Here is a 20,592-nt window from a genome sequence, read left to right as displayed (position 1 = left end):
GCGGCGCGAAGCGAAGGGAAACGTGCCCCGCTTGCCCCGTCTACGCAAACTGAGTTATCTTGGCCTGGCATCAGCTTTCCTGAGGGTTGGTCATTTGCGGCGCTTGCTGTTTCTCAACGGCATCAAGGCATTCGAAGCCGCGGCGCGGGCCGGCAGCTTTGCCGCGGCCGGCCTTGAGCTGAGCGTATCGGCGGCGGCGGTCAGCCGCATGGTGCACATCCTGGAAGAACGGCTCGGCGTCGCGCTGTTCGAGCGCAAGGCCAACAAGCTGCTTCTCACGCAGGCGGGCCGCGCCTACCAGAGCGGGCTGACGCCGATCTTCGACGCGCTCGCAAGCCTCACCGCCCAGGTGACGGCGCCCTCGAGCGTCCGCGTGCTCACCATCGGCATCGGCCACACCTTTGCGATGCGCTGGCTGATCCCGCGCCTGTCGGAGTTTCGCAACGAGGAGCCCGACATCGAGGTGCGCTTCACCACCGGCGGCGCGTCGGTGCCGTTCGGCGAGGACTGGAGCTGCGGCATCCAGCTCGGGACCGGCGACTGGCCGGGGCTGGTCGCCGAGCCGCTGTTCGCCGGCGACCTCACACCGGTCTGCGTGCCCCGCCTCGCGTCCTCGCTGAAGCGCCCGGCCGATCTTAGGGGACCGAGCCTGATCCGCGTCGCGCATTCGCCCGAGGACTGGCCGATCTGGCTCAAGGCCGCGAACCTCGCGCGCATCAACGCGCGGGGACCGGAGTTCCAGTTCTACGGTCAGGCGCTTCAGGCTGCCGCCGACGGGCTCGGCATCGCCATGGGCATTCGGCCCTATATCGACGACGATCTCGCCGCCGGCCGGCTGGTGGCGCCATTCGAGCTCTCGGTGCCCAAGGGCATGCGCTGGTACCTGCTTTATCGCAGCTTCCAGACCGAGCAGCGCGACTTTGCCGCGTTCCGCCGCTGGATCATGCGCGCGGCGTCGGAACCCGCCGCCCGTCCCGCCCGGCGGACCGGCCGCACCAGCGCGCGGAACTGATCATCCACACGAACAGGTTTGCTGAAGCCGCGCGCCCGGAATGCGGTGCACCTCTCCCGCTTGCTTGCGGGGGAGGTCGGCGCGAAACGCCGGGTGAGGGTTCCCTCCACGTTGGGGAATCTCTCTGTGGAAACACCCCGCCCCAACCCTCGCCCGCAAGCGGGAGAGGGAGCGCACCGGGTTTGCGGAACCGAATTCATTGGTCCGCAGACAAAAAAGCCCGCCGCTTGTGAACGGCTTCACATTCTGAAATCCGCAAACGTGGTCCCCTGACCCTCCAACAAGGCGCTCGAACAAAACATTTTGGGGACTGCAATGACGACCCTCTACGACGGCTTTGACATCGAATCCTTCGAAGCTGGCCAGGGGCTGTGGCACGCCCGTATCAGGCGTGCCGATTTCAGCCCGGTTGCCATCGACGGCGTGCTGTTTCCGGCCATGGAAGTCGGCTTCGCCTGGCCCGATCCCGATGCCGCCATTGCCCATGCCAAGCATCACATCGATCGCTTCCGCCGGCGGGCCGACGACAGCGACGACGAATAAGCGAGCGGGACTGCAGGCGACCAAGGAACGGCGCAGGGTCAAAGGGGGCAATCGATCATGTCAGTCATCGAATTCGAAGACACGCCGCGGCCGAGGATTTACACCCGCAATGTGTTGTCCAGCTGCCCGGAATGCGACGGCGATCTCGCCGTGCTCCGGGTGATCGGCGGCCGTGCCGGAAGCGAGTATTGGGCCATGCGCTGCACGGATTGCGGCGGCATCCATCTCGACATCCTCGAGCCGCATCAGGCAGCCGGGGACGATGAGGGACCGTCGCCGGCGGCCTAATCGCGAGATCCGGGATCTCAAGGCCTGCCGTGATCCCAAGCCTGCTGCCAACCTGCTGTCAGCAGTCTGATCCGGGAAGGGCATTCGCTCTTTATTGCGAGGCGGACTCGCCCCATATTCGGAGCATGGCGAAGAAACCTGCATCCTCCGAAAAATCCGGCAAATCCCCCAAGACCAAGGCTCCGAACGCCAAGGCGCCGAATTCCAAGGCGTCCCGCCCGGACGTGCAGCCGATCGGGCCGGCGCTGGCCGAGTTGCTCAATCCCGCGATCAATCGCGGCGATGCCGGGCTCGGATCGGGCACCGGCCTGCAGCCGCCGCCGGACAATTCGCGCGACCGCCGCTCCGGAGGCGAGGCCGCCGCGCATCGCGCGCGGGCCTCGACGCCGAAGGAGTTTCCGCAGGACATCGCAAAGGGCAGCGCGACTCGCGGCTTACCCCTCTCCCCGGCCCTCCCCCACAAGGGGGGAGGGAGCAGAGAGGCCGAAGGTCTTGGCGAGGCGCCGCAGGCCAATTACGGAACCGCGGCCACGATCCCGACGCTCGATCCGGAGCTGGCGCGGCAGCTCGGCCTTCCCACCGAAGAGGACGACGCCGAAGCCCTGGCGCGTCCGCCGCGCAGCAAGATGGAGGCGCTCGGCGTCAAGGCGACCGCCGACGCGCTGGAGTCACTGATCCGCGAGGGACGGCCGGAGTTCCGCAAGGACGACGGCTCCACCAGGGTGTGGACCCCGCATCGGCCGCCGCGGCCGGAAAAGTCCGAAGGCGGCGTGCGCTTCGAGATCAAGTCGCACTACGAGCCGCGCGGCGACCAGCCGACTGCGATCGCCGAGCTGGTCGAGGGCATCAACCGCAACGACCGCTCGCAGGTGCTGCTCGGCGTCACCGGCTCCGGCAAGACCTACACCATGGCCAAGGTGATCGAGGCGACACAGCGCCCCGCCATCATCCTGGCGCCGAACAAGACGCTCGCCGCCCAGCTCTATGGCGAGTTCAAGAGCTTCTTCCCCGACAACGCGGTCGAGTATTTCGTCAGCTATTACGACTATTACCAACCGGAAGCGTATGTCCCTCGCACGGACACGTACATCGAAAAGGATTCCTCGATCAACGAGCAGATCGACCGCATGCGCCACTCGGCGACGCGCGCGCTGCTCGAACGCGACGACGTCATCATCGTTGCCTCGGTGTCGTGCATCTACGGTATCGGCTCAGTCGAAACCTACACCGCGATGACCTTTGCCCTGAAGAAGGGCGAGCGCATCGACCAGCGCCAGCTCATCGCCGACCTCGTCGCGCTCCAGTACAAGCGCACCCAGGCCGATTTTACCCGCGGCACATTTCGTGTGCGCGGCGATGTCATCGACATCTTCCCGGCGCACTATGAAGACCGCGCCTGGCGCGTGAACCTGTTCGGCGACACCGTCGAGACCATCGAGGAGTTCGACCCGCTCACCGGCCACAAGCAGGACGAGCTCGAATTCATCAAGATCTACGCCAACTCCCACTATGTGACGCCGCGCCCGACGCTGGTGCAGGCGATCAAGTCGATCAAATCCGAATTGAAGATGCGGCTCGACCAGCTCCACGACCAGGGCCGCCTGCTGGAAGCGCAGCGGCTGGAGCAGCGCACCACGTTCGACCTCGAGATGATGGAGGCGACCGGAAGCTGCGCCGGCATCGAAAACTATTCGCGCTATCTCACCGGGCGCCTGCCCGGCGAGCCGCCGCCGACGCTGTTCGAATATGTGCCCGACAACGCGCTGGTGTTCGCCGACGAGAGCCACGTCACCGTTCCCCAGATCGGCGGCATGTTCCGCGGCGACTTCCGCCGCAAGGCGACGCTCGCCGAATATGGCTTCCGCCTGCCCTCCTGCATGGACAACCGCCCGCTGCGCTTCGAGGAATGGGACATGATGCGGCCGCAGACGATCGCGGTCTCCGCCACGCCCAGCGCCTGGGAGATCAACGAGAGCGGCGGCGTGTTCGTCGAGCAGGTGATCCGCCCCACCGGTCTGATTGATCCTCCCGTCAACATCCGCCCGGCCCGCACCCAGGTCGACGACCTCGTCGGCGAGGTCCGCGCCACCGCGAAGGCCGGCTATCGCTCGCTGATCACGGTGCTGACCAAGCGCATGGCGGAGGACCTCACCGAATATCTGCATGAGCAGGGCATTCGCGTCCGCTACATGCACAGCGATATCGACACCATCGAGCGCATCGAGATCATCCGCGATCTGCGCCTCGGCGCGTTCGACGCGCTGGTCGGCATCAATTTGCTGCGCGAAGGCCTCGACATTCCCGAATGCGCGCTGGTTGCGATCCTCGACGCCGACAAGGAAGGTTTTTTGCGCAGCGAGACCTCGCTGATCCAGACCATCGGCCGCGCCGCGCGCAACGTCGACGGCAAGGTGATCCTCTATGCCGACCAGATGACGGGCTCGATGGAGCGCGCCATCGCCGAAACCGACCGCCGCCGCGAGAAGCAGGTCGAGTACAACACGGCGCATGGCATCACGCCGGAGAGCATCAAGAAGTCGATCGGCGACATCATGAACAGCGTCTACGAGCGCGATCATGTGCTGGTCGAGATCGGCGGCCATGACATGACCGACGACGTCATCTCGATCGGCCACAATTTCGAGGCCGTGCTCGGCGATCTCGAAACAAGGATGCGCGAGGCCGCCGCCGATCTGAACTTCGAGGAAGCCGCGCGGCTGCGCGACGAGGTCAAGCGCCTGCGCGCCACCGAGCTCGCGGTGGTCGACGATCCCACCGTCAAGCAGCGCACGGTGCAGGGTAAAGCCGGCGCCTATGCGGGCGCGAAGAAATACGGCGACGCCGCTAACCTGCCGGTCAGCGCGCTGAAGAACAAGAGCGCTGCCACGGCGCTCAAGGCGAGCGGCAGCAAGGGCTCGCGAATCCACAAGCCGCATCTCGACGAGATGCACGGCCCGGAGTCGTTGCCGTATCGGGGCGACCGCGCGCTGCCCTCAAAACCGTTCGGCGGCGAAAGCCGCATCATCCAGCCGACGGATTCGCGGCAGTCAGGCCCGGAGTTTGGGCCATCGCCGCGGTCGAGCGGAGGGGCGCCGGGGCATAGAGGTGGTTGGAAGAAGAGATAGGGGGCGCGGAGCGCCGGCGCCGCCCATGGTTATTGATGGCGGCATCCGAGAATGATGAGAACGCGCACTCACCCCACGCTTGCCGCCAGCAGCGACAGCAGCAGCACTGACGCCACCAGCTGCATCGACGTCGCGGGCTTGGCGCGCCAGCAGGCGATCTTGTCGGAGAAGGACAGGCTGGCGTCGAAGAACAGCGGTTCGTAGGCGTTTTTTGCAAATCCCGGGAATGTCGATCCCGCCCAGATGGCGAGACAGCTGTAGAAGATCGACGCCATCGCGATGGTGAGGACATGATTGCCACCGCGGTCATGTCCCAGGAGTTTTACCATCAGCGACGCCGCGGCGAAGATCGGAAAACCTTGAAGGATCGTGGTGAGCGCAAAGCCTTCGAGCCAGTTGAGCGGGCCGGATTTCGACGCGGTGATGAAGGGCATGATGCGCTCACCCCACGCTCGCCGTCACCACCGCCATCACCGACAGCAGCAGCACGATCGTCATCAGTTGCAGCGAGGCGACCGGCTGGGTGCGCCATGCCGTGATTTTTTCGGCGAGCGACAGATGGGCCTCGAAGAACTTCGGTTCGTAGACGGTCTTGAAGAATGTCGGGAAGCTCGGCCCGAAGGTCACCGCAAGCAGCGCATGGGCGAGTGAGGCGATGGCGACGAAGATGGCGACGCCGGGATCGCCGACCAGGTCGTGATTGCCGACCAGCTTGAGCAGGAAGGCGGCGGCGGCGAAGGTCGGGAAGCTCTGCAGCGTCGCGGTCAGCGCGAGGCCTTCGATCGCGTTGTACAGGCTGGACTTTCTGACTCTGGCGATGGCGGCCATGGCACGCTCCCTGATGACATGGGGAGGACGATAGCCACAGGGGAAAGCGCGCGATGTGAGCTGGCTCACGCCCGGCCCAGAGCCCGGGACGTGAGGCAGCCGGGACAGGCTCAAAGCTGGCGAAAGAAAACGAGATAGATGGCGAGGCCGATCGTCGAGAATGACAGCAAGACGCCGATCCAATTGTATTTGACGCCCGCAGAACGGGAAGCCTTCCCCAGAAAAGCGACGACGAAATACAGGAACAGGATTGCGAGGACTAAACCCCACAAGGACTTCCCGACGTCCATCGTTCCCTCGCCTGGTTCAATCCCAGCGTTCGCGAATGGAATTTACCATCGAAGCATGCCGGATAGAAGACGGCGGGAGCACAGTTTTCCGTGCCGTTACAGCTTGCCCTGGCCGTTGACCTGGCTCTGCTGTTGTCGCTGCCTCTCCTGCTCTTGCTGCTCCTTGGCATGGTGGCGGCCGTAGAGGCAGCCGGCGGCGGCGCCGAGGACGCCGTGATGGCCGGCATAGTGGCCGGCGACGCCGCCGACGACGGCGCCCTTGATGCAGCCCTTGGCGTTGGCGGCGGAGGTCGCGCCACAGATGAGAAGTGCGGCGGCGATGGCGGCAAGGGATTTCATGGATCGATGTCTCCGGATCGGTGTCGCAATCTCAACGGGCACGGACCCGTCCCTGTTCCCGTGTTCGCTGCCGCGCGTTGGGCAGCGCGAGCCCATGCAGCCGAACGCCGTGCGAATTCGTGTAGGCGCACGGTAACTCAACCGCCAGTTGCAGTCATGAACCTGGCATTGCGTTTGCGCGTCAAATCGTCTGCAACATCCCCTGTGGTTTTGCGGATTGCCGGTGTCCGAAGCCGCGCGTTAGCTTTGCGCAAACTCCACACGGCCAATGAGGACGGGCGGAATGACGGTCGAGAAGCTCAATCGCCAGCGCGTGCTGCACCTGCTCGACGCCATCGGGCGCAGCGATCTCGAGGCCGCGCTGTCGTGCTGCACCGACGACGTCGATTTTCTCACCCACGCGCCGATCGACGTGCTGCCGCACATGGGCCCCTGCCACGGCAAGAAGGAGCTCGGCGAATTCTGGCGCACCGTGCAGGAGCGATACGCCGAAATCCGCTACGAGGTGCCGCAGATCGTCGCCGAAGGCGACACGGTCGCGGCCTATCTGCGCGTGTTCTTCAGGAAGCGCAGCCACGACCGCATCATTCAGGTCGACATGGCCATATTCTACACTTTCCGCAACGGCCAGGTGGCGCAGATCCGCGAGATCATCGATTCCTACGACTTGGTGCAGCAGGTGCTGGAACGTGAGATCGGCCCGCTGATCGTGGGCGAGCGGGTGGACGGGGGCTAGCTCTCTCCAAACCGGCCCGGACCGGGAAAATACGGGCTCCTATTGTAAATCTCACACGCCGGGATCAATTGTGCATTGCGAAAACGTGAATTGCGTTTTGGCCGAATTGGCGTATTTTGTTCGTATACAAATGAGTTGAGCGACCCCGCGGCACCATTTCTGTGCGCTGGGGTTGATTTTTGTTTTTGCAAGCCAGCTTCAGGACTGCCCAAAATGACAGAGCACAGCCTCTGGCGTTTCTCGCGCGCATTGCACCGCGCGATCAACGACCGGCATTTCGAGGACATCGAGGCCCTGATCGACGAGGACGTCGAGTGGGCGCTCTACGGCCCGATCGACATGTTTCCGTTCCTCGGCGCGCGCCAGGGCAAGGATGCCGTGCTCGATGTCATCCACCAACTCGCCGACAATTTCGAGGTCCGCCGCTTCGACCGCGAGAGCATCATGCTCGGCGTCGATTCCGCCGCCTCGATGCTGCGCTATTCGCTGACCGCGCTGGATTCCAACAAGCCGATCAGCTTGCGAGTGGCGCAGTTCGCCCAGTTCAGGGCAGGCAAACTCACCAGCATGCGCGTGCTGATCGACACGTTCGATCTGGTCGAGCAGGCACTCGGCCGCGCCATTCATCTGCCGAAGATGACCGGCGTCGGCTGAACGGAACACCAACGGGCCCCGCACTTCGGGACCGATGGCTGATGCTCCCCGCGACGCGTCCTGGCCTCCAGCCCCGCCGGATGCAATCGTGGAGAAGCTCGTCATGGGGCGCGCGCCTTTCGCGCGGCCCGTTGGTTCGCGCTTGATGGAGCCGCCACAATTTCGCGACGATGGTTCCGCATCCTCGGCGAGAACTGGGCTGACGGGCAGGACGATGGAATTCTCGACAGGGTTTGGCTTGACCAGGCTGCCGATGCTGGCGGCCGCTTTCATCTTGGGATCGGTGCTGACGGTGTCGGCGCAGATCATTCCGCCCTTCTCCCCCGGCCCGGCCGCAGCGCCCGACGACGAGGCCGAGACGGCGGAGGCCCCTGATGTCAACGATCCCGACGTGCTGAGCGGCATCGACGTCGACAAGCTCGACTGGGGCCAGCTCGCGATCGACGCCGGGACGCTCAACGACATCATCGCCGCCAAGAAGCGCGCGCAGGCCGCCGCCAAGGACGGGCTGAACTGGGCGACGAACGCCAACGCCAACGGCACCTCGGCCGTGACGGTGAAGCAGTCGGTATCCTCATTCTGGGACGCCCGCATCGGCGCCGACATGACGGTGACGAGCGAGCCGCGGACGATGTCCGAGCTGCTGGCACAGAAGGCCACCAATGGCGGCAACGTGCCTCAATCGTCCGGCAGCGCCTGGGCGGCTGCGACCGCGCCGGGCGCAGGCGCGATCTGGGACAAGACCGCGGTGGAGGCCCGCGTCGATCCCGGCGCCGAACAGAGCAAACTCGGGGCGGCGCTGATCAAATCGGTGCCGCTATCGGGCGACACGTCGCTGACGCTCCAGAACGGCTACAGCGTCAACCAGCAGGGCACCACGGCGCTCCCCGGAGTCGGCGGTCACATCACGCGGAATTACGAGACCGAGCAGTCGGCCAAGGTCACTCTCACCGACACCGGCACCAGCATCACCGCGGGCCAGTCGCTGTCGACCACCGACGACAAATGGCTGCGCAAGGTCGGCGCCGAGCAAAAGCTGTTCGACAACGTCACCGTCTCCGGCTCGGTCGGCGAAACCTCGCAAGGGGCGATCAACAAGAGCCTGACGGCGGGTTTCAAGAAGAGCTGGTAGTTGGGCGCTAATCTTTCTCCTCATCCTGAGGAGCGCGCTCTTGCGCGCGTCTCGAAGGATCGAGGCCCCCGCTGCTACAGTTGGGCCTGCATGGTTCGAGACGCGCTTCGCGCTCCTCACCATGAGGAGCTACAAAGTTCGCCGGTGCGGCCGCGTTCAGACTTCCGTAACCATACGCCACGGCAAAGCCCCCGAATGGACCGCCCTTGCCGCACCTCGGCCAAGTTGCGGCCAAAATCCGACGCCCTAGTCCCAGGCTGACGTCGTCGTGCGGGGGACACTCGCGCTGCGCTCAACGCGAACAGGGGAATAACGATGAACGCCATGCGTCCGGAAAAGACCGAAACCACCGAGACCGAGACCATCGACACCAACCTCGCCGCCGTGACGGAAGTCGAAGCCGGCATCCGTGACTTCGTCCGCAACGACATCGCCTATCTGCGCCGTCCGGCAGCGACCGCCACGGACGCGCCGCCGCTCGATCCGAGCGCGGAGGCCACCGTCACCAACGTCAACTCGCTGATCCAGCGCGTCGCCGGCACCTCGCTCGCCGAGATCGAGAATCTGATCTCCGAGCTTGAGAGCCTGCGCGACCTGCTCCACGCCGAAGGCCAGCGCGTCCAGCGCGAGATCTCCGGCTACGCCCAGCTCAGCCAGGCCGCGATGAAGTCGACCCGCATGATCGCCGACAACGTCTCGCAGTGGAAGCGCGCCGCCGACGGCCTGCGCAACAGCTGATCGCTGACATCACGCATCACCGGCCGCCGCGTTCCGAAAGGGGCGCGGCGGTTTTGAGTCTGGGGGGCACCCTCAATGTAACGTCATCATCCGCGAAGGCGGATGATCCAGTATTCCAGAGGCGGTGATGTGCTACCGAGACGCCGCGGCGTACTGGATGCCCCCGCTTTCGCGGGGCATGACAGCGGAGGGTTTTGAACCCCCCACCGCCACCCGACGACTAACGCCAAGCGCTCCTGCCATCGCGGCGGGCCCGGGGACATGTCATGGAAAGCATTCGGCCCGACACCACCGACCCGATACCGCTGCGGCCCGCGCCGAACCAGTTCGGCACGATCATGCTGCGTTTTGTCGGATTGCTGGCGGTTGCGATCGCGATATTGGCGTTCGTCTATAGCCGCTGAGGGCGGAGGCCGCGTTGCGGCCCCGCGGAGTTAACGAAATCTTACCGGGCGGCTTCCACGGTCGAGGCTTCCAGGGTGTAGGCGCCGTCGGCATAGCCCTTCACCACCATGCCGGCGACCAGCATCACGGCCAGCGTCGCGGTAGCAAAGATGAATCCGACCAGCTTGAGTGCGCCGCGGTCTGCCATGGTCCTCGTCCCCTGTACTCTGCCCAGTTCGTTCAAATAGACAGCGACAGGTTCATAATTGGTTAGCAACTCGATGGTTCCGCACACTGCTTCGCGGGAAAACCATGTTGCGCAGGCTTATGGCAGCCCCCCGGAATCGCGTCCATAGCGCGGAAGCAACACTCGCACGCTGTTTTCGCCGTTCATCCTGGAACGAATCTAACCGCCGTTCGCACGCATCGGCACGAAGGCCGTTGCGGTGATGGCGTAGACGTCCTCGCCTCGCTGGTTGGTGCCGGTGGTGCGCGCGGTCAGGATGCCCCAGCCGGGTCGCGAGGCGGAGCTGCGTTTGTCGATGACGACGTTGACGTAGGTGACGATGTCGCCGGCGAGCACCGGCCTGATCCAGCGCAAATCGCGAAAGCCGGGCGACGGGCCCCACACCGCGACCTCCTCGCCGCGCGAAACGGCTTCCCGCGCCAGACGCTGGCCGTCGGCGACAAGCAGGCTCATGCAGGCCGAGCCGACATGCCAGCCCGAGGCCGCGAGCCCGCCAAACAAGGAGTTCTTGCCCTCCTCCTCGTCGAGGTGAAAACGCTGCGGATCGAACTTTGCGGCGAATGTCTTGATCGACTCCGCCGTGAACGTATAGGCGCCGATCTCGCGGCGATGCCCAATCTCGATCTCCTCGAAAAACGGCATCAGACCGCCCCCTCGCGCCGCTTGATCAGGATCGGCGACGTCATCTCGCACAGCGCATCACCCCTGGCGTTACGCACGGTGCATTTGAACTTGACGATGCCGAGCTCCGGGCGGCTCTTCGAGGTGCGGGCCTCCACGACATCGACATCGAGCATGAGGTCGTCGCCTGGCCTCAAGGGCGACAACCACCGCACTTCGTCGACGCCGGGAGATCCCAGCGAAGCGGCGCGGGTAATGAAACCGTCGGCCATCATCCGCATCATCAGCGAACAGAGATGCCAGCCCGAGCCGGACAGGCCCCGCAGCATGCTCTTGCTGGCGGCCTCCTCGTCGAGGTGCATCGGCTGCGGATCGAACTCGGCGGCAAAGGCCACGATCTCGTCGCGCGTGACATGGCGCGGGCCGAATGTTCCGAACCGGCCGGGCGGGAAATCTTCGAAGGTCAGGGTCATCTTGGGAAAGGTTTGAGGAAATGACAGATTGTGGCCGCACTTTGCGGCAATCTCAACCCGCCGGCCCGCATGGCTCGTGCTACATTCGGCGCGCCGGCGTCGGTCTTGAGTCGGATCGATCAGGGGCCACGATCCATTTGCAAGGCCCGACAACACCCGAATTGCCCTGGGGAGAGCAATGTTTTCATTCAGCGATCTGTTTCAATGGGACCGCTTTATCACGCCGACGATCATCAAGACCTTCTACTGGCTGGTGATCGCGCTGATCTGCCTGTTCGGCCTCTCTGGCATCTTCTCCGGCCTCGCAATGATGGCGATCAGCCCGTTCGGCGGCTTCCTGATGCTGCTGTCGTCGATCGCCAGCGTCGTCGTCGGAATCGTGTTCTCGCGCATTCTCGCCGAGCTGATCCTGATCATCTTCCGCATCAACGAGCATCTCGGCGCGATCAGGGATCAGGGCGGCGGGGTGCGGTGAGGCAAGCGCAGGTGCCGTAGGGTGGGTTAGCCGAAGGCATAACCCACCAACTTCGTTCCGCAAACGAGGAAGCATGGTGGGGTACGCTGCGCTAACACACCCTACGAACCTATCCAGATCTTACGTATTGAACCTGAAATGCATCACGTCGCCGTCGGCGACGACGTATTCCTTGCCTTCGAGGCGGAGCTTGCCGGCATCGCGGGCGCCGGCTTCGCCGCCGAGCGCGACGTAGTCTTCATACGCAATGGTCTCGGCGCGGATAAACCCCTTCTCGAAGTCGGTGTGGATCACACCGGCCGCGCCCGGCGCCTTGGTGCCGCGATAGATGGTCCAGGCGCGCGCTTCCTTCGGGCCCACCGTGAAATAGGTGATGAGGTCGAGCAGCGTGTAGCCGGCGCGGATCAGGCGATCGAGGCCGGCCTCTTCGAGACCCAGCGTCTCCAGGAAGTCGGCGCGTTCGTCACGTGAGATGGTGGCGATCTCGGATTCGATTTTTGCCGAGATGACGACGGCGATGGCGCCTTCCTTGGCGGCTTGGTCCTGCACCGCCTTCGAGAACGAATTGCCTGATGCGGCCGAGCCTTCCTCGACGTTGCAGACGTAGAGCACGGGCTTGGACGACAGCAGGCCCAGCATGCCGAAGGCGCGCTCCTCCTCGGCCTTGCGCTCGACGAGACGCGCGGGCTTGCCCTCGCGCAGCAGCACCAGGGTGCGATTGACGAGGTCGAGCTGCTCCTTGGCGTCTTTGTCGTTGCCCTTGGCCTTCTTGGCCAAATTGTCGACGCGCTTTTCGAGGCTGTCGAGATCGGCGAGCATCAGTTCGGTCTCGATGGTCTCGATGTCGGCGAGCGGGGCGATCTTGCCCTCGACATGGGTGATGTCGGAATCCTCGAAGCAGCGCACGACATGCGCGATGGCGTCGACCTCGCGGATGTTGGCGAGGAACTGGTTGCCGAGGCCTTCACCCTTGGACGCGCCGCGCACGAGGCCGGCGATGTCCACGAAGGTCAGCCGGGTCGGGATGATCTGGCCCGACTTGGCGATCGCTGCGAGCTTATCGAGCCGCGGATCCGGCACAGCGACCTCGCCGACATTCGGCTCGATCGTGCAGAACGGATAGTTCGCCGCCTGCGCCGCGGCCGTCTCGGTCAGCGCGTTGAACAAGGTCGATTTGCCGACATTGGGCAATCCGACGATCCCGCATTTAAATCCCACGAGCGTTAATCCTTGCCGTTGTCGTCCTTGGTCAAAAATCCCTTCGCCTGCATGGCGAGGTGCACCCTGTTGGCGAAAGTCGCGTCCGTGCCCTTGGCAACCAGTGCCGCGTGCTCGGCCACCGCGTCGCAGAGCGTCGCCACCCAGTCGTTGTCCGCTTTGGCGAAGTCCGACAGCACGTGGCCGTGCACCAATTCCTTCACGCCGGGATGACCGATGCCGAGCCGCACCCGGCGGTAGTCGTTGCCGATATGGGCGGAGATCGAGCGCAGGCCATTGTGGCCGGCGATGCCGCCGCCGATCTTCACCCGCACCTTGCCCGGCGGCAGTTCGAGTTCGTCATGGAATACGGTGACGTCGCCCGGCGCGATCTTGAAGAAGCTTGCCGCTTCTTGAACGCTGCGGCCGGACTCGTTCATGTAGGTCATCGGCTTGAGCAGGATCACGCGCTCGGTGCCGAGCGTGCCTTCCGAGGTCTCGCCCTGAAACCTGCGGCGCCAGGGTGCGAACCCATGACGCCGCGCGATCTCGTCGACGGCCATGAAGCCGACATTGTGCCGGTTACGTGCGAATTTCGGGCCGGGATTGCCGAGCCCAACAAACAGTCGCATGACGCGGCGCGCCCCTCGCTCGGCGCGCGGTCAGGGACCGCGCGCCAGCTTTGAGAGATTACTTCTTCTTGTCGCCGCCGGCGGGGGCCTTGGCAGCCGGGGCCTTGGCAGCCGCTGCCGGAGCAGCAGCACCCGCAGCCGGAGCAGCACCAGCCGCCGGAGCAGCAGCACCCGCAGCCGGAGCAGCAGCCGCAGCCTTCTGCTCTTCGGCGTAGCCGGACGGCGGCACGATGGTGACGAGGGTCGCGTCCTCGGAGGTCAGCGCCTTCACGCCGGCCGGCAGCTTGATGTCGGAGAGATGCAGCGAGTGGCCGATCTCGAGCGAACCGACGTCGGCCTCGATGAACTGCGGGATGTTCTCCACGCCGCACTCGAGCTCGATCGCGTGCGCAACGATGTTCACGGCGCCGCCGCGCTTCACGCCGGGCGAACCTTCAGCCTTCACCACGTGCAAGGGAACGCTGATGCGGATGGTGGCGCCTTCGCCGAGCCGCATGAAGTCGACGTGGATCGGGAAGTCCTTGACCGGATCGAGGTGGTAGTCGCGCGGAATCACGCGGTGCTTGTTGCCTTCGAGGTCGATGTCGACCAGCGTGGTCAGGAACCGGCCGGCGAGGATGCGCGAGCGCAGTTCGCGATCGTCAACCGAGATGGTCAGCGGGGGCTGGTTGTTGCCATAGATCACTCCGGGCACTCTCCCGGCGCGACGCTCAGCCCGGGCGGCCCCCTTGCCGCTCTTCGGACGTGCGGTCGCCTTCAATTCCTTGACGGTCGCCATAACGTTAAGTCCTTGTTTTTGCAAAAGTTAATGGGCCGCAACGCGGCCCATGGCATACGCCGCAGCAAGCCTCCAGGGGTGCGGGGGCTGCGGACGTGGCGGGCTTTTACCCGGAAGACGCGGAAATGACAAGGAGAATGGGCTGGTGGGCGGAACCGGATCGCCCGGATGGAGCCGGCGGAGTTAGCCGCCGAGCTTGGCCTCCAGCGCCGCGATGCGCGCCTTCAGAGCCTCGTTCTCCTCACGCGCCAGGCGCGCCATGTCCTTGACCGCCTCAAACTCCTCGCGCTTGACGAGGTCCATGTCGCGCAGGAATTTTTCGGCCTGGGTGCGCATCACCGTGTCGAACTCGCGCTTGACGCCCTGCGCGGCACCGGCGGCATCGTTCATCAGGCGGCCGATCTCGTCGAAAAACCGGTTGTTGGTCTGGGTCATGTCGGTCTCCTGGCGGCTTTCGATGAACTCTGCGCGAACGCGCGGGGAGACAATGGCAATCCGATTGGGCCGGTTCAAGGGCCGATCGGCGGTATCCTTGTCATGCCCCGGTTTCCTTGCAATCGTATTCAACGTCCCTGCATAAGAAGAATCACAAAAGGCGCTCGAGATGATCGACCAGCAGATCGCGATCCCCACCAAGGACGGTCACACCGCAACCTTCATCAGCCATCCCGAACGCGGCGGGCCGTTTCCGGTCGTCCTGTTCTACATGGACGCGCCGGCGATCCGCGAGGAGCTGCGCGACATGGCACGCCGGCTCGCGACATCGGGTTATTACGTGATGCTGCCGAACCTCTATTACCGTTCCGGCGTGATGGAGCTCGGCGCGCTGCCGGCCGATCCGAACGCTCCGGAACGCAAGCGCATGTTTGCGCTGATGGGATCGCTCACGATCCCCATGATCATGGACGACACGCGGGCGCTGCTGACCTATGCCGAGGGCCAGGCGGCCGCGAACACCAAACTGATCGGCACTGTCGGTTACTGCATGAGCGGCCGCTACGCGATCAACGCCGCCACGCATTTTCCCGATCGCGTCAAAGCCGCTGCCTCGGTCTACGGCACGCAACTCGCAACCGACCAGGACGACAGCCCGCATCTCGCGGCCGCCAAGACCAAGGCCGAACTCTACTTCGCCTGCGCCGAGACCGACATCTACGCACCGGCCGAGATCATCGAGCAGGTGAAGCAGGGCATGAGCGGCGCCAAAGCCGAAGTCGAGATCTATCCCGACACCCATCACGGCTTCGCCTTCCCCAAGCGTCCGGTCTATCACCGCGACGCCGCCGAGCGGCATTGGGAGCGTCTGCTGGCGCTCTATCGCCGCAATCTCGTCTAGACATAGAAGGCGCGATGCCCTTTCTGCTCATCGACTTTCCCGCCTTCAAGCCGATCGCGATCGAGATCGGTCCGTTCGCGATCCGCTGGTATGCGCTGGCTTATATCTGCGGCATCGTGTTCGGTTGGCTCTATGCGCGCTCGCTCCTGAAGAAAGAGCGGCTGTGGGGCGGCCCGGCGCCGATGTCGTTGGTGCAGATCGACGACTTCATTCTGTGGGTCACGCTCGGCATCATCCTCGGCGGCCGCACCGGCTATGTGCTGTTCTACAATCTGCCCTTCTTCATCGACCATCCCGCCGCGATCTTCAGGCTGTGGGAAGGCGGCATGTCCTTCCACGGCGGCTTCCTCGGCTGCGTCGTCGCGGTGATGTGGTTCGCCTATCGCAACCGCATCTCGATCCTGTCGCTCGGCGACATCACCACCGCCGTCGCCCCGGTCGGGCTGCTGCTCGGCCGCATCGCCAATTTCATCAATGGCGAATTGTGGGGCCGCACCGCCGGGCCGGAGCTGCCCTGGGCGATGATCTTCCCCAACGATCCCACCCAACTGCCGCGTCATCCGAGCCAGCTCTACGAGGCCGGCATGGAGGGCATTTTGCTGTTCACGGTGCTCGCGATCATGATCCGCTTCGGCGCCCTGAAGCGGCCGGGCATGATCCTCGGCGCGTTCATCCTGATCTATGGTCTGAGCCGGATCGCCGGCGAGCATTTCCGTGAACCGGACGTCCAGCTCGGCTTCCTCTGGGGCGGATTAACCATGGGCATGCTGTTGTCGATTCCGATGCTTATTGTGGGCGGCATACTTATTGTATTGGCAGTGAGGCGCGGTGCGCCCGAGCCCGCAAGGGCTATTCGTTAATTCCTTTTGAGAAGATAGGCCGTGACCGACCAGCCGTTACTCGACGAGATCAAGGCGCTGATCAAATCCTCAGGCCCCATGCCGGTCTGGCGGTACATGGAACTGTGCCTGATGCATCCGCGCTATGGCTATTACGTCTCGCGCGATCCGTTGGGACGAGAAGGCGACTTCACCACCGCGCCCGAGGTCAGCCAGATGTTCGGCGAGCTGTTGGGCCTATGGACCGCCTCGGTGTGGAAGCAGATGGGCTCGCCGCAATTCCTGCGGCTGATCGAGCTCGGTCCTGGCCGCGGCACCATGATGGCCGATGCGCTGCGTGCGCTCCGCGTGCTGCCGCCGCTCTACCAGGCGCTCCACATCCACATGGTCGAGGTCAATCCGGTCCTGCGCGAGCGGCAGAGTGCGACGCTGTCGGGCGTGCGCAACATTGCCTGGCACGACAGCATCGACGACGTGCCGGACGGACCGAGCATCATTCTCGCCAACGAATATTTCGACGTGCTGCCGATCCACCAGATGGTCCGTCACGAGAACGGCTGGCACGAGCGCGTGATCGAGGTGGACGCCAACGGAAAACTTCAATTCGGCGCGGCGGCCGAGCCGACCCCACGCTTCGAGGTGCTGCTGCCGCCTCTGGTGCGCGCCGCGCCCGTCGGGGCCGTGTTCGAGTGGCGGCCCGATGCCGAGATTATGAAGCTCGCCAGCCGCGTGCGCGACCAGGACGGCGCGGCGCTGATCATCGATTACGGCCATCTGCGCAGCGATGCCGGCGACACCTTCCAGGCGATCGCGCGCCACACCTTCACCGATCCCCTGAAGGCGCCGGGCCAAGCCGACGTCACGGCCCATGTCGACTTCCAGGCGCTCGCGCGCGGGGCGGAGGACGTGGGCGCCCGCGTGCACGGGCCGGTGACGCAGGGCGATTTCCTCAAGCGCGTCGGCATCGAGACCCGTGCCGCCGCCTTGATGCAGAAGGCGGCGCCCGACGTTGCCACCGACATTTCGATCGCGCTCAAGCGCCTGACTGAAACCGGGCGCAGCGGCATGGGTTCGATGTTCAAGGTGCTCGGCATCTCTGAGCCGCGCTTGACGGGCCTTGCGGGACTGAGCGATCTCGAACGCGCCGGAGACCATTCATGACGCTTGCCTCCTCGCTGCTCTCAGCGGTGCCCGGCCTGCGCCACGCCTTCTTCACCCGCGAGGGCGGCGTCTCGGGCGGCATCTATTCCGCGCTTAACGGCGGGCTCGGCTCCAACGACGATCAGGCCCTTGTCGCGGAGAACCGCCGCCGCATGGCCGAGCATGTCGGCGTCGCGCCGGAACGCTTTCTCAGCCTGCACCAGATCCATTCGCCCGACGTGCTAGTGGCCGACGCTCCGTGGCCGAGCGGGCCGCGACCGAAGGGCGATGCGCTGGTGACGAAGGTGCCCGGCATCGCGCTCGGCGTCTCCACCGCCGACTGCGGGCCCGTGCTGTTCGTCGACCCCAATGCGGGCGTGATCGGCGGCGCGCATGCCGGCTGGAAGGGCGCGCTCACCGGCGTGCTGGAGCAGACCATTTCAGCGATGGAAAAACTCGGCGCCTCGCGGAGCGGCATCATCGCCGCGATCGGCCCGCTGATCCGCCAGGACAGTTATGAAGTCGGCAACGAGTTCGTGGCGCGCTTCATCGAGGCGGATGCGGACAACACGATGTTTTTCATCCCGTCGGTGCGCGAGGGACACGCGATGTTCGACCTCGCCGGCTTCATCCGCAAGCGTCTGGAAGCCGCGGGCATCCTGATGATCGACGATCTCGGTCTGGACACCTACGCCGACGAACGCTTCTTCAGCTACCGCCGCTCGGTGCATCGCAAGGAGCCGGATTACGGCCGCCACGTTCACGCGATCGCGCTCGAAGCGTGAACACAAAGGCAACCCCGTGTCATTCCGGGGCTATGCCTGCGCGCGATGACAGTGGGCTGTGGCGCCCCCGCCCTAGACGTTAATGCGTTTTAACGATATCGCTGCCCTCCATAATGAGGGACGCGTCATTCATCTTGCGCCGCGCAGGTTCGCGCGTGCTGGCGGTCATGCTGCTGACGGCTGCGACCGCGCTTGGCGGCTGTGCCGGTGGCGGTGGTGCCGCAAACTCCTACGCCATGGCGCCGAGCGCCGGCTCCGGAGCGACAGTCGCGTTCGAATCGATCGACGGGCCGCCGCCGCAAGTGTTCGACCGCATGGTCGGCGTGCTCGACACCGAATCCAAGCTGCGCAGCCTGTCCGTGGTCTCCCGCGAGGGGACGGCTGCCTACCGCGTGCGCAGCTACCTCTCCGCCCAGATCGTGCGCGGCAAGACCGTGATCGCCTGGGTCTGGGACGTCTACGACGCCAACCAGCAGCGGGCGCTGCGCCTTTCCGGCGAGGAACCTACGGCGGCCAAGGGCGGCCGCGACGCTGCCCGGGATCCTTGGGGAGCTGCCGACGATCTCGTGCTGCGGAAGATCGCCCAGGCCGGATTCAGCGGACTTTCCAACATGATCAACGGTACGCCGGATGCGCCGGGCTCGGCTCCCGGCTTGCGCGGGCCGGCTGTGGCGAGCGTGATCCCGGAGGCTCCGGCGACCGGGATGCCGGCCTCGGCGCTGGGCTATGCCGAGCGATAACCCCCGCGAAACCACGGCCCCAACTTCCGGCCAAACCGTTGGCCGGATTCGGGATTTCGCAGGGAAAACGTAGCGTCCCGGGTTGCCATTGCAGCCCCCGGCCTGATATTTCCTCGCCCGTCGTAACCGTGCTTCCAGTGGGTATTGTTTGATGTTGAACATCGTGTCCAGCAAAGCGCGGGAGGAAGCGTCCATGTCGGCCAAGAACGGCTCCATCAAGCTCGTCGCCGGCAACTCCAACCCGGCTCTCGCACAGGCCATCGCGCAAGGTCTCGACCTGCCGCTGACCAAGGCGGTGGTACGGCGCTTCGCCGACATGGAGATCTTCGTCGAGATCCAGGAGAACGTGCGCGGCTCGGATGCCTTCGTCATCCAGTCGACCTCGTTCCCGGCGAACGACCATCTGATGGAATTGCTGATCATCACCGACGCACTGCGCCGCTCCTCGGCGCGCCGCATCACTGCGGTGCTGCCCTATTTCGGCTACGCCCGGCAGGACCGCAAATCGGGTTCGCGCACGCCGATCTCGGCTAAACTCGTCGCCAATTTGATCACGCAGGCCGGCGTCGACCGCGTCATGACGCTCGACCTGCATGCCGGCCAGATCCAAGGCTTCTTCGACATCCCGACCGACAACCTCTACGCGGCGCCGCTGATGGTGCGCGACATCAAGGACAAGTTCGACCTCTCCAGGACGATGGTGATCTCGCCCGACGTCGGCGGCGTGGCGCGCGCACGCGGTCTCGCCAAGCGCATCAACACCCCGCTCGCGATCGTCGACAAGCGCCGCGAGAGGGCGGGTGAATCCGAGGTCATGAACGTGATCGGCGACGTCGCCGGCTACACCTGCATCCTGATCGACGACATCGTGGACTCCGGCGGCACGCTGGTGAACGCGGCCGACGCGCTGATCGCCAAGGGCGCCAAGGACGTCTACGCCTACATTACCCACGGCGTGCTCTCCGGCGGCGCGGCCGCCCGGATCACGAACTCCAGGCTGAAGGAACTGGTGATCACCGACTCAATCCTGCCGACCGAGGCGGTGAGCAAGGCCCCGAACATCCGCACGCTGCCGATCGCCAGCCTGATCTCCGACGCGATCGCCCGCACCGCCGCGGAAGAGTCGGTGTCGAGCCTGTTCGACTGAGCACGCTGACCTCGTAGGGTGGGTTAGCCCTGCGGACTGCGCGAAGCGCAGACCGCTCGGCGTAACCCACCACTTCTACCCCCGCGGAAAGTAAGAGGCGGGTTACGGCTGCG

27 protein-coding genes are annotated in these 20,592 nt (G+C 64.9%); 16 read left to right on the top strand and 11 right to left on the bottom strand.

Annotated features, from left to right (window positions below):
* Positions 1–94 precede the first annotated feature (94 nt).
* From FXB41_RS25605 to uvrB, 4 genes are all read left to right on the top strand, one after another.
* Positions 95–1,012, top strand: a complete 918-nt coding sequence (locus tag FXB41_RS25605; RefSeq protein WP_219683656.1) for a LysR substrate-binding domain-containing protein — start codon at positions 95–97, stop codon at positions 1,010–1,012.
* A 315-nt stretch (positions 1,013–1,327) separates the two neighbouring features.
* Entirely contained in the window at positions 1,328–1,555 is a 228-nt protein-coding gene (locus tag FXB41_RS25600) for a hypothetical protein (protein WP_007596778.1), read from the top strand.
* A 57-nt stretch (positions 1,556–1,612) separates the two neighbouring features.
* The gene (locus FXB41_RS25595; RefSeq protein WP_007596779.1) at positions 1,613–1,843 is read left to right on the top strand and encodes a hypothetical protein; all 231 of its coding nucleotides are present in this window, start codon (positions 1,613–1,615) and stop codon (positions 1,841–1,843) included.
* A gap of 125 nt (positions 1,844–1,968) precedes the next feature.
* Entirely contained in the window at positions 1,969–4,968 is a 3,000-nt protein-coding gene (gene uvrB, locus FXB41_RS25590; protein ID WP_219683655.1) for an excinuclease ABC subunit UvrB, read from the top strand.
* 68 nt (positions 4,969–5,036) lie between these two features.
* On the opposite strand, the gene FXB41_RS25585 is transcribed toward uvrB, so the two are convergent.
* From FXB41_RS25585 to FXB41_RS25570, 4 genes are all read right to left on the bottom strand, one after another.
* Positions 5,037–5,402, bottom strand: coding sequence for a hypothetical protein (locus tag FXB41_RS25585; RefSeq protein WP_219683654.1), 366 nt, complete (start codon positions 5,400–5,402; stop codon positions 5,037–5,039).
* 7 nt (positions 5,403–5,409) lie between these two features.
* Positions 5,410–5,796 carry a hypothetical protein gene (locus FXB41_RS25580; RefSeq protein ID WP_219683653.1) on the bottom strand — a complete coding sequence of 129 codons (387 nt, stop codon included), beginning with the start codon at positions 5,794–5,796 and terminating at the stop codon, positions 5,410–5,412.
* Between the two features lie 110 nt (positions 5,797–5,906).
* Positions 5,907–6,086: a hypothetical protein gene (locus FXB41_RS25575; protein ID WP_219683651.1), complete on the bottom strand. Its 180-nt coding sequence runs from the start codon at positions 6,084–6,086 to the stop codon at positions 5,907–5,909.
* 96 nt (positions 6,087–6,182) lie between these two features.
* Complete coding sequence (locus FXB41_RS25570; RefSeq protein ID WP_063993925.1) at positions 6,183–6,425, bottom strand: hypothetical protein; 243 nt, start codon at positions 6,423–6,425, stop codon at positions 6,183–6,185.
* A 283-nt stretch (positions 6,426–6,708) separates the two neighbouring features.
* Here FXB41_RS25570 and FXB41_RS25565 point away from each other — a divergent pair, with 283 nt between their 5' ends.
* The 5 genes from FXB41_RS25565 to FXB41_RS25545 all read left to right on the top strand — a co-directional run bounded on the left by FXB41_RS25565 (position 6,709) and on the right by FXB41_RS25545 (position 10,089).
* Complete coding sequence (locus tag FXB41_RS25565) at positions 6,709–7,161, top strand: nuclear transport factor 2 family protein (protein ID WP_007596785.1); 453 nt, start codon at positions 6,709–6,711, stop codon at positions 7,159–7,161.
* Between the two features lie 213 nt (positions 7,162–7,374).
* Positions 7,375–7,815, top strand: a complete 441-nt coding sequence (locus tag FXB41_RS25560; RefSeq protein ID WP_219683650.1) for a nuclear transport factor 2 family protein — start codon at positions 7,375–7,377, stop codon at positions 7,813–7,815.
* A 214-nt stretch (positions 7,816–8,029) separates the two neighbouring features.
* Positions 8,030–8,947 carry a hypothetical protein gene (locus tag FXB41_RS25555; protein WP_219683648.1) on the top strand — a complete coding sequence of 306 codons (918 nt, stop codon included), beginning with the start codon at positions 8,030–8,032 and terminating at the stop codon, positions 8,945–8,947.
* A gap of 315 nt (positions 8,948–9,262) precedes the next feature.
* Complete coding sequence (locus FXB41_RS25550; RefSeq protein WP_007596788.1) at positions 9,263–9,685, top strand: hypothetical protein; 423 nt, start codon at positions 9,263–9,265, stop codon at positions 9,683–9,685.
* Between the two features lie 266 nt (positions 9,686–9,951).
* Entirely contained in the window at positions 9,952–10,089 is a 138-nt protein-coding gene (locus FXB41_RS25545; RefSeq protein ID WP_007614812.1) for a hypothetical protein, read from the top strand.
* A 41-nt stretch (positions 10,090–10,130) separates the two neighbouring features.
* Here the strand turns inward: FXB41_RS25545 and FXB41_RS25540 are convergent, their stop codons facing one another.
* The 3 genes from FXB41_RS25540 to FXB41_RS25530 all read right to left on the bottom strand — a co-directional run bounded on the left by FXB41_RS25540 (position 10,131) and on the right by FXB41_RS25530 (position 11,410).
* On the bottom strand, positions 10,131–10,277 hold the full coding sequence (locus tag FXB41_RS25540; protein ID WP_007596790.1) for a hypothetical protein: 147 nt from the start codon (positions 10,275–10,277) through the stop codon (positions 10,131–10,133).
* A gap of 198 nt (positions 10,278–10,475) precedes the next feature.
* The gene (locus FXB41_RS25535) at positions 10,476–10,958 is read right to left on the bottom strand and encodes a MaoC family dehydratase (protein ID WP_219683646.1); all 483 of its coding nucleotides are present in this window, start codon (positions 10,956–10,958) and stop codon (positions 10,476–10,478) included.
* Positions 10,958–11,410, bottom strand: a complete 453-nt coding sequence (locus FXB41_RS25530; protein ID WP_219683739.1) for a MaoC family dehydratase — start codon at positions 11,408–11,410, stop codon at positions 10,958–10,960. Before FXB41_RS25530 ends, FXB41_RS25535 begins: the two co-directional genes overlap by 1 nt.
* 178 nt (positions 11,411–11,588) lie before the next feature.
* Here FXB41_RS25530 and FXB41_RS25525 point away from each other — a divergent pair, with 178 nt between their 5' ends.
* Complete coding sequence (locus FXB41_RS25525; protein WP_018453524.1) at positions 11,589–11,885, top strand: DUF4282 domain-containing protein; 297 nt, start codon at positions 11,589–11,591, stop codon at positions 11,883–11,885.
* 120 nt (positions 11,886–12,005) lie between these two features.
* Here FXB41_RS25525 and ychF read toward each other — a convergent pair whose 3' ends face one another.
* From ychF to FXB41_RS25505, 4 genes are all read right to left on the bottom strand, one after another.
* Positions 12,006–13,103 (bottom strand): redox-regulated ATPase YchF, encoded by a 1,098-nt coding sequence (ychF, locus tag FXB41_RS25520; RefSeq protein ID WP_007596807.1) that lies wholly within the window; start codon positions 13,101–13,103, stop codon positions 12,006–12,008.
* Between the two features lie 5 nt (positions 13,104–13,108).
* Positions 13,109–13,714: an aminoacyl-tRNA hydrolase gene (gene pth, locus FXB41_RS25515; protein WP_007596809.1), complete on the bottom strand. Its 606-nt coding sequence runs from the start codon at positions 13,712–13,714 to the stop codon at positions 13,109–13,111.
* A gap of 58 nt (positions 13,715–13,772) precedes the next feature.
* Positions 13,773–14,492: a 50S ribosomal protein L25/general stress protein Ctc gene (locus FXB41_RS25510; protein WP_007596810.1), complete on the bottom strand. Its 720-nt coding sequence runs from the start codon at positions 14,490–14,492 to the stop codon at positions 13,773–13,775.
* 183 nt (positions 14,493–14,675) lie between these two features.
* Positions 14,676–14,927, bottom strand: a complete 252-nt coding sequence (locus FXB41_RS25505; protein WP_007596812.1) for an accessory factor UbiK family protein — start codon at positions 14,925–14,927, stop codon at positions 14,676–14,678.
* Positions 14,928–15,096: 169 nt separating this feature from the next.
* Here FXB41_RS25505 and FXB41_RS25500 point away from each other — a divergent pair, with 169 nt between their 5' ends.
* The 6 genes from FXB41_RS25500 (at position 15,097) to FXB41_RS25475 (ending at position 20,479) form a co-directional block, all read left to right on the top strand.
* Positions 15,097–15,828, top strand: a complete 732-nt coding sequence (locus FXB41_RS25500) for a dienelactone hydrolase family protein (RefSeq protein WP_007596814.1) — start codon at positions 15,097–15,099, stop codon at positions 15,826–15,828.
* A 14-nt stretch (positions 15,829–15,842) separates the two neighbouring features.
* Positions 15,843–16,688, top strand: a complete 846-nt coding sequence (gene lgt / locus FXB41_RS25495) for a prolipoprotein diacylglyceryl transferase (RefSeq protein WP_219683644.1) — start codon at positions 15,843–15,845, stop codon at positions 16,686–16,688.
* A 21-nt stretch (positions 16,689–16,709) separates the two neighbouring features.
* Entirely contained in the window at positions 16,710–17,828 is a 1,119-nt protein-coding gene (locus FXB41_RS25490) for a class I SAM-dependent methyltransferase (protein WP_007596817.1), read from the top strand.
* Positions 17,825–18,592, top strand: coding sequence for a peptidoglycan editing factor PgeF (gene pgeF, locus FXB41_RS25485; RefSeq protein WP_219683642.1), 768 nt, complete (start codon positions 17,825–17,827; stop codon positions 18,590–18,592). Before FXB41_RS25490 ends, pgeF begins: the two co-directional genes overlap by 4 nt.
* Before the next feature lie 113 nt (positions 18,593–18,705).
* Entirely contained in the window at positions 18,706–19,332 is a 627-nt protein-coding gene (locus FXB41_RS25480) for a hypothetical protein (RefSeq protein WP_219683640.1), read from the top strand.
* 193 nt (positions 19,333–19,525) lie between these two features.
* Positions 19,526–20,479: a ribose-phosphate pyrophosphokinase gene (locus FXB41_RS25475; RefSeq protein WP_007596822.1), complete on the top strand. Its 954-nt coding sequence runs from the start codon at positions 19,526–19,528 to the stop codon at positions 20,477–20,479.
* The last annotated feature ends 113 nt before the right edge of the window (positions 20,480–20,592 follow it).

Origin of the sequence: Bradyrhizobium canariense (assembly GCF_019402665.1) — a bacterium.
Taxonomy (GTDB): domain Bacteria; phylum Pseudomonadota; class Alphaproteobacteria; order Rhizobiales; family Xanthobacteraceae; genus Bradyrhizobium; species Bradyrhizobium canariense.
Note: the sequence above shows the minus strand (reverse complement) of the source record. Positions and strands in the feature narration are given on the sequence as shown.

Bases quoted from the DNA above. Each gene is read 5' to 3' on its own strand.
- FXB41_RS25600 (WP_007596778.1), top strand. From the start codon at position 1,328: ATGACGACCCTCTACGACGGCTTTGACATCGAATCCTTCGAAGCTGGC.
- FXB41_RS25595 (WP_007596779.1), top strand. From the start codon at position 1,613: ATGTCAGTCATCGAATTCGAAGACACGCCGCGGCCGAGGATTTACACC.
- uvrB (WP_219683655.1), top strand. From the start codon at position 1,969: ATGGCGAAGAAACCTGCATCCTCCGAAAAATCCGGCAAATCCCCCAAG.
- FXB41_RS25585 (WP_219683654.1), bottom strand. From the start codon at position 5,402: ATGCCCTTCATCACCGCGTCGAAATCCGGCCCGCTCAACTGGCTCGAA.
- FXB41_RS25580 (WP_219683653.1), bottom strand. From the start codon at position 5,796: ATGGCCGCCATCGCCAGAGTCAGAAAGTCCAGCCTGTACAACGCGATC.
- FXB41_RS25575 (WP_219683651.1), bottom strand. From the start codon at position 6,086: ATGGACGTCGGGAAGTCCTTGTGGGGTTTAGTCCTCGCAATCCTGTTC.
- FXB41_RS25570 (WP_063993925.1), bottom strand. From the start codon at position 6,425: ATGAAATCCCTTGCCGCCATCGCCGCCGCACTTCTCATCTGTGGCGCG.
- FXB41_RS25565 (WP_007596785.1), top strand. From the start codon at position 6,709: ATGACGGTCGAGAAGCTCAATCGCCAGCGCGTGCTGCACCTGCTCGAC.
- FXB41_RS25560 (WP_219683650.1), top strand. From the start codon at position 7,375: ATGACAGAGCACAGCCTCTGGCGTTTCTCGCGCGCATTGCACCGCGCG.
- FXB41_RS25555 (WP_219683648.1), top strand. From the start codon at position 8,030: ATGGAATTCTCGACAGGGTTTGGCTTGACCAGGCTGCCGATGCTGGCG.
- FXB41_RS25550 (WP_007596788.1), top strand. From the start codon at position 9,263: ATGAACGCCATGCGTCCGGAAAAGACCGAAACCACCGAGACCGAGACC.
- FXB41_RS25545 (WP_007614812.1), top strand. From the start codon at position 9,952: ATGGAAAGCATTCGGCCCGACACCACCGACCCGATACCGCTGCGGCCC.
- FXB41_RS25540 (WP_007596790.1), bottom strand. From the start codon at position 10,277: ATGGCAGACCGCGGCGCACTCAAGCTGGTCGGATTCATCTTTGCTACC.
- FXB41_RS25535 (WP_219683646.1), bottom strand. From the start codon at position 10,958: ATGCCGTTTTTCGAGGAGATCGAGATTGGGCATCGCCGCGAGATCGGC.
- FXB41_RS25530 (WP_219683739.1), bottom strand. From the start codon at position 11,410: ATGACCCTGACCTTCGAAGATTTCCCGCCCGGCCGGTTCGGAACATTC.
- FXB41_RS25525 (WP_018453524.1), top strand. From the start codon at position 11,589: ATGTTTTCATTCAGCGATCTGTTTCAATGGGACCGCTTTATCACGCCG.
- pth (WP_007596809.1), bottom strand. From the start codon at position 13,714: ATGCGACTGTTTGTTGGGCTCGGCAATCCCGGCCCGAAATTCGCACGT.
- FXB41_RS25510 (WP_007596810.1), bottom strand. From the start codon at position 14,492: ATGGCGACCGTCAAGGAATTGAAGGCGACCGCACGTCCGAAGAGCGGC.
- FXB41_RS25505 (WP_007596812.1), bottom strand. From the start codon at position 14,927: ATGACCCAGACCAACAACCGGTTTTTCGACGAGATCGGCCGCCTGATG.
- FXB41_RS25500 (WP_007596814.1), top strand. From the start codon at position 15,097: ATGATCGACCAGCAGATCGCGATCCCCACCAAGGACGGTCACACCGCA.
- lgt (WP_219683644.1), top strand. From the start codon at position 15,843: ATGCCCTTTCTGCTCATCGACTTTCCCGCCTTCAAGCCGATCGCGATC.
- pgeF (WP_219683642.1), top strand. From the start codon at position 17,825: ATGACGCTTGCCTCCTCGCTGCTCTCAGCGGTGCCCGGCCTGCGCCAC.
- FXB41_RS25480 (WP_219683640.1), top strand. From the start codon at position 18,706: ATGAGGGACGCGTCATTCATCTTGCGCCGCGCAGGTTCGCGCGTGCTG.
- FXB41_RS25475 (WP_007596822.1), top strand. From the start codon at position 19,526: ATGTCGGCCAAGAACGGCTCCATCAAGCTCGTCGCCGGCAACTCCAAC.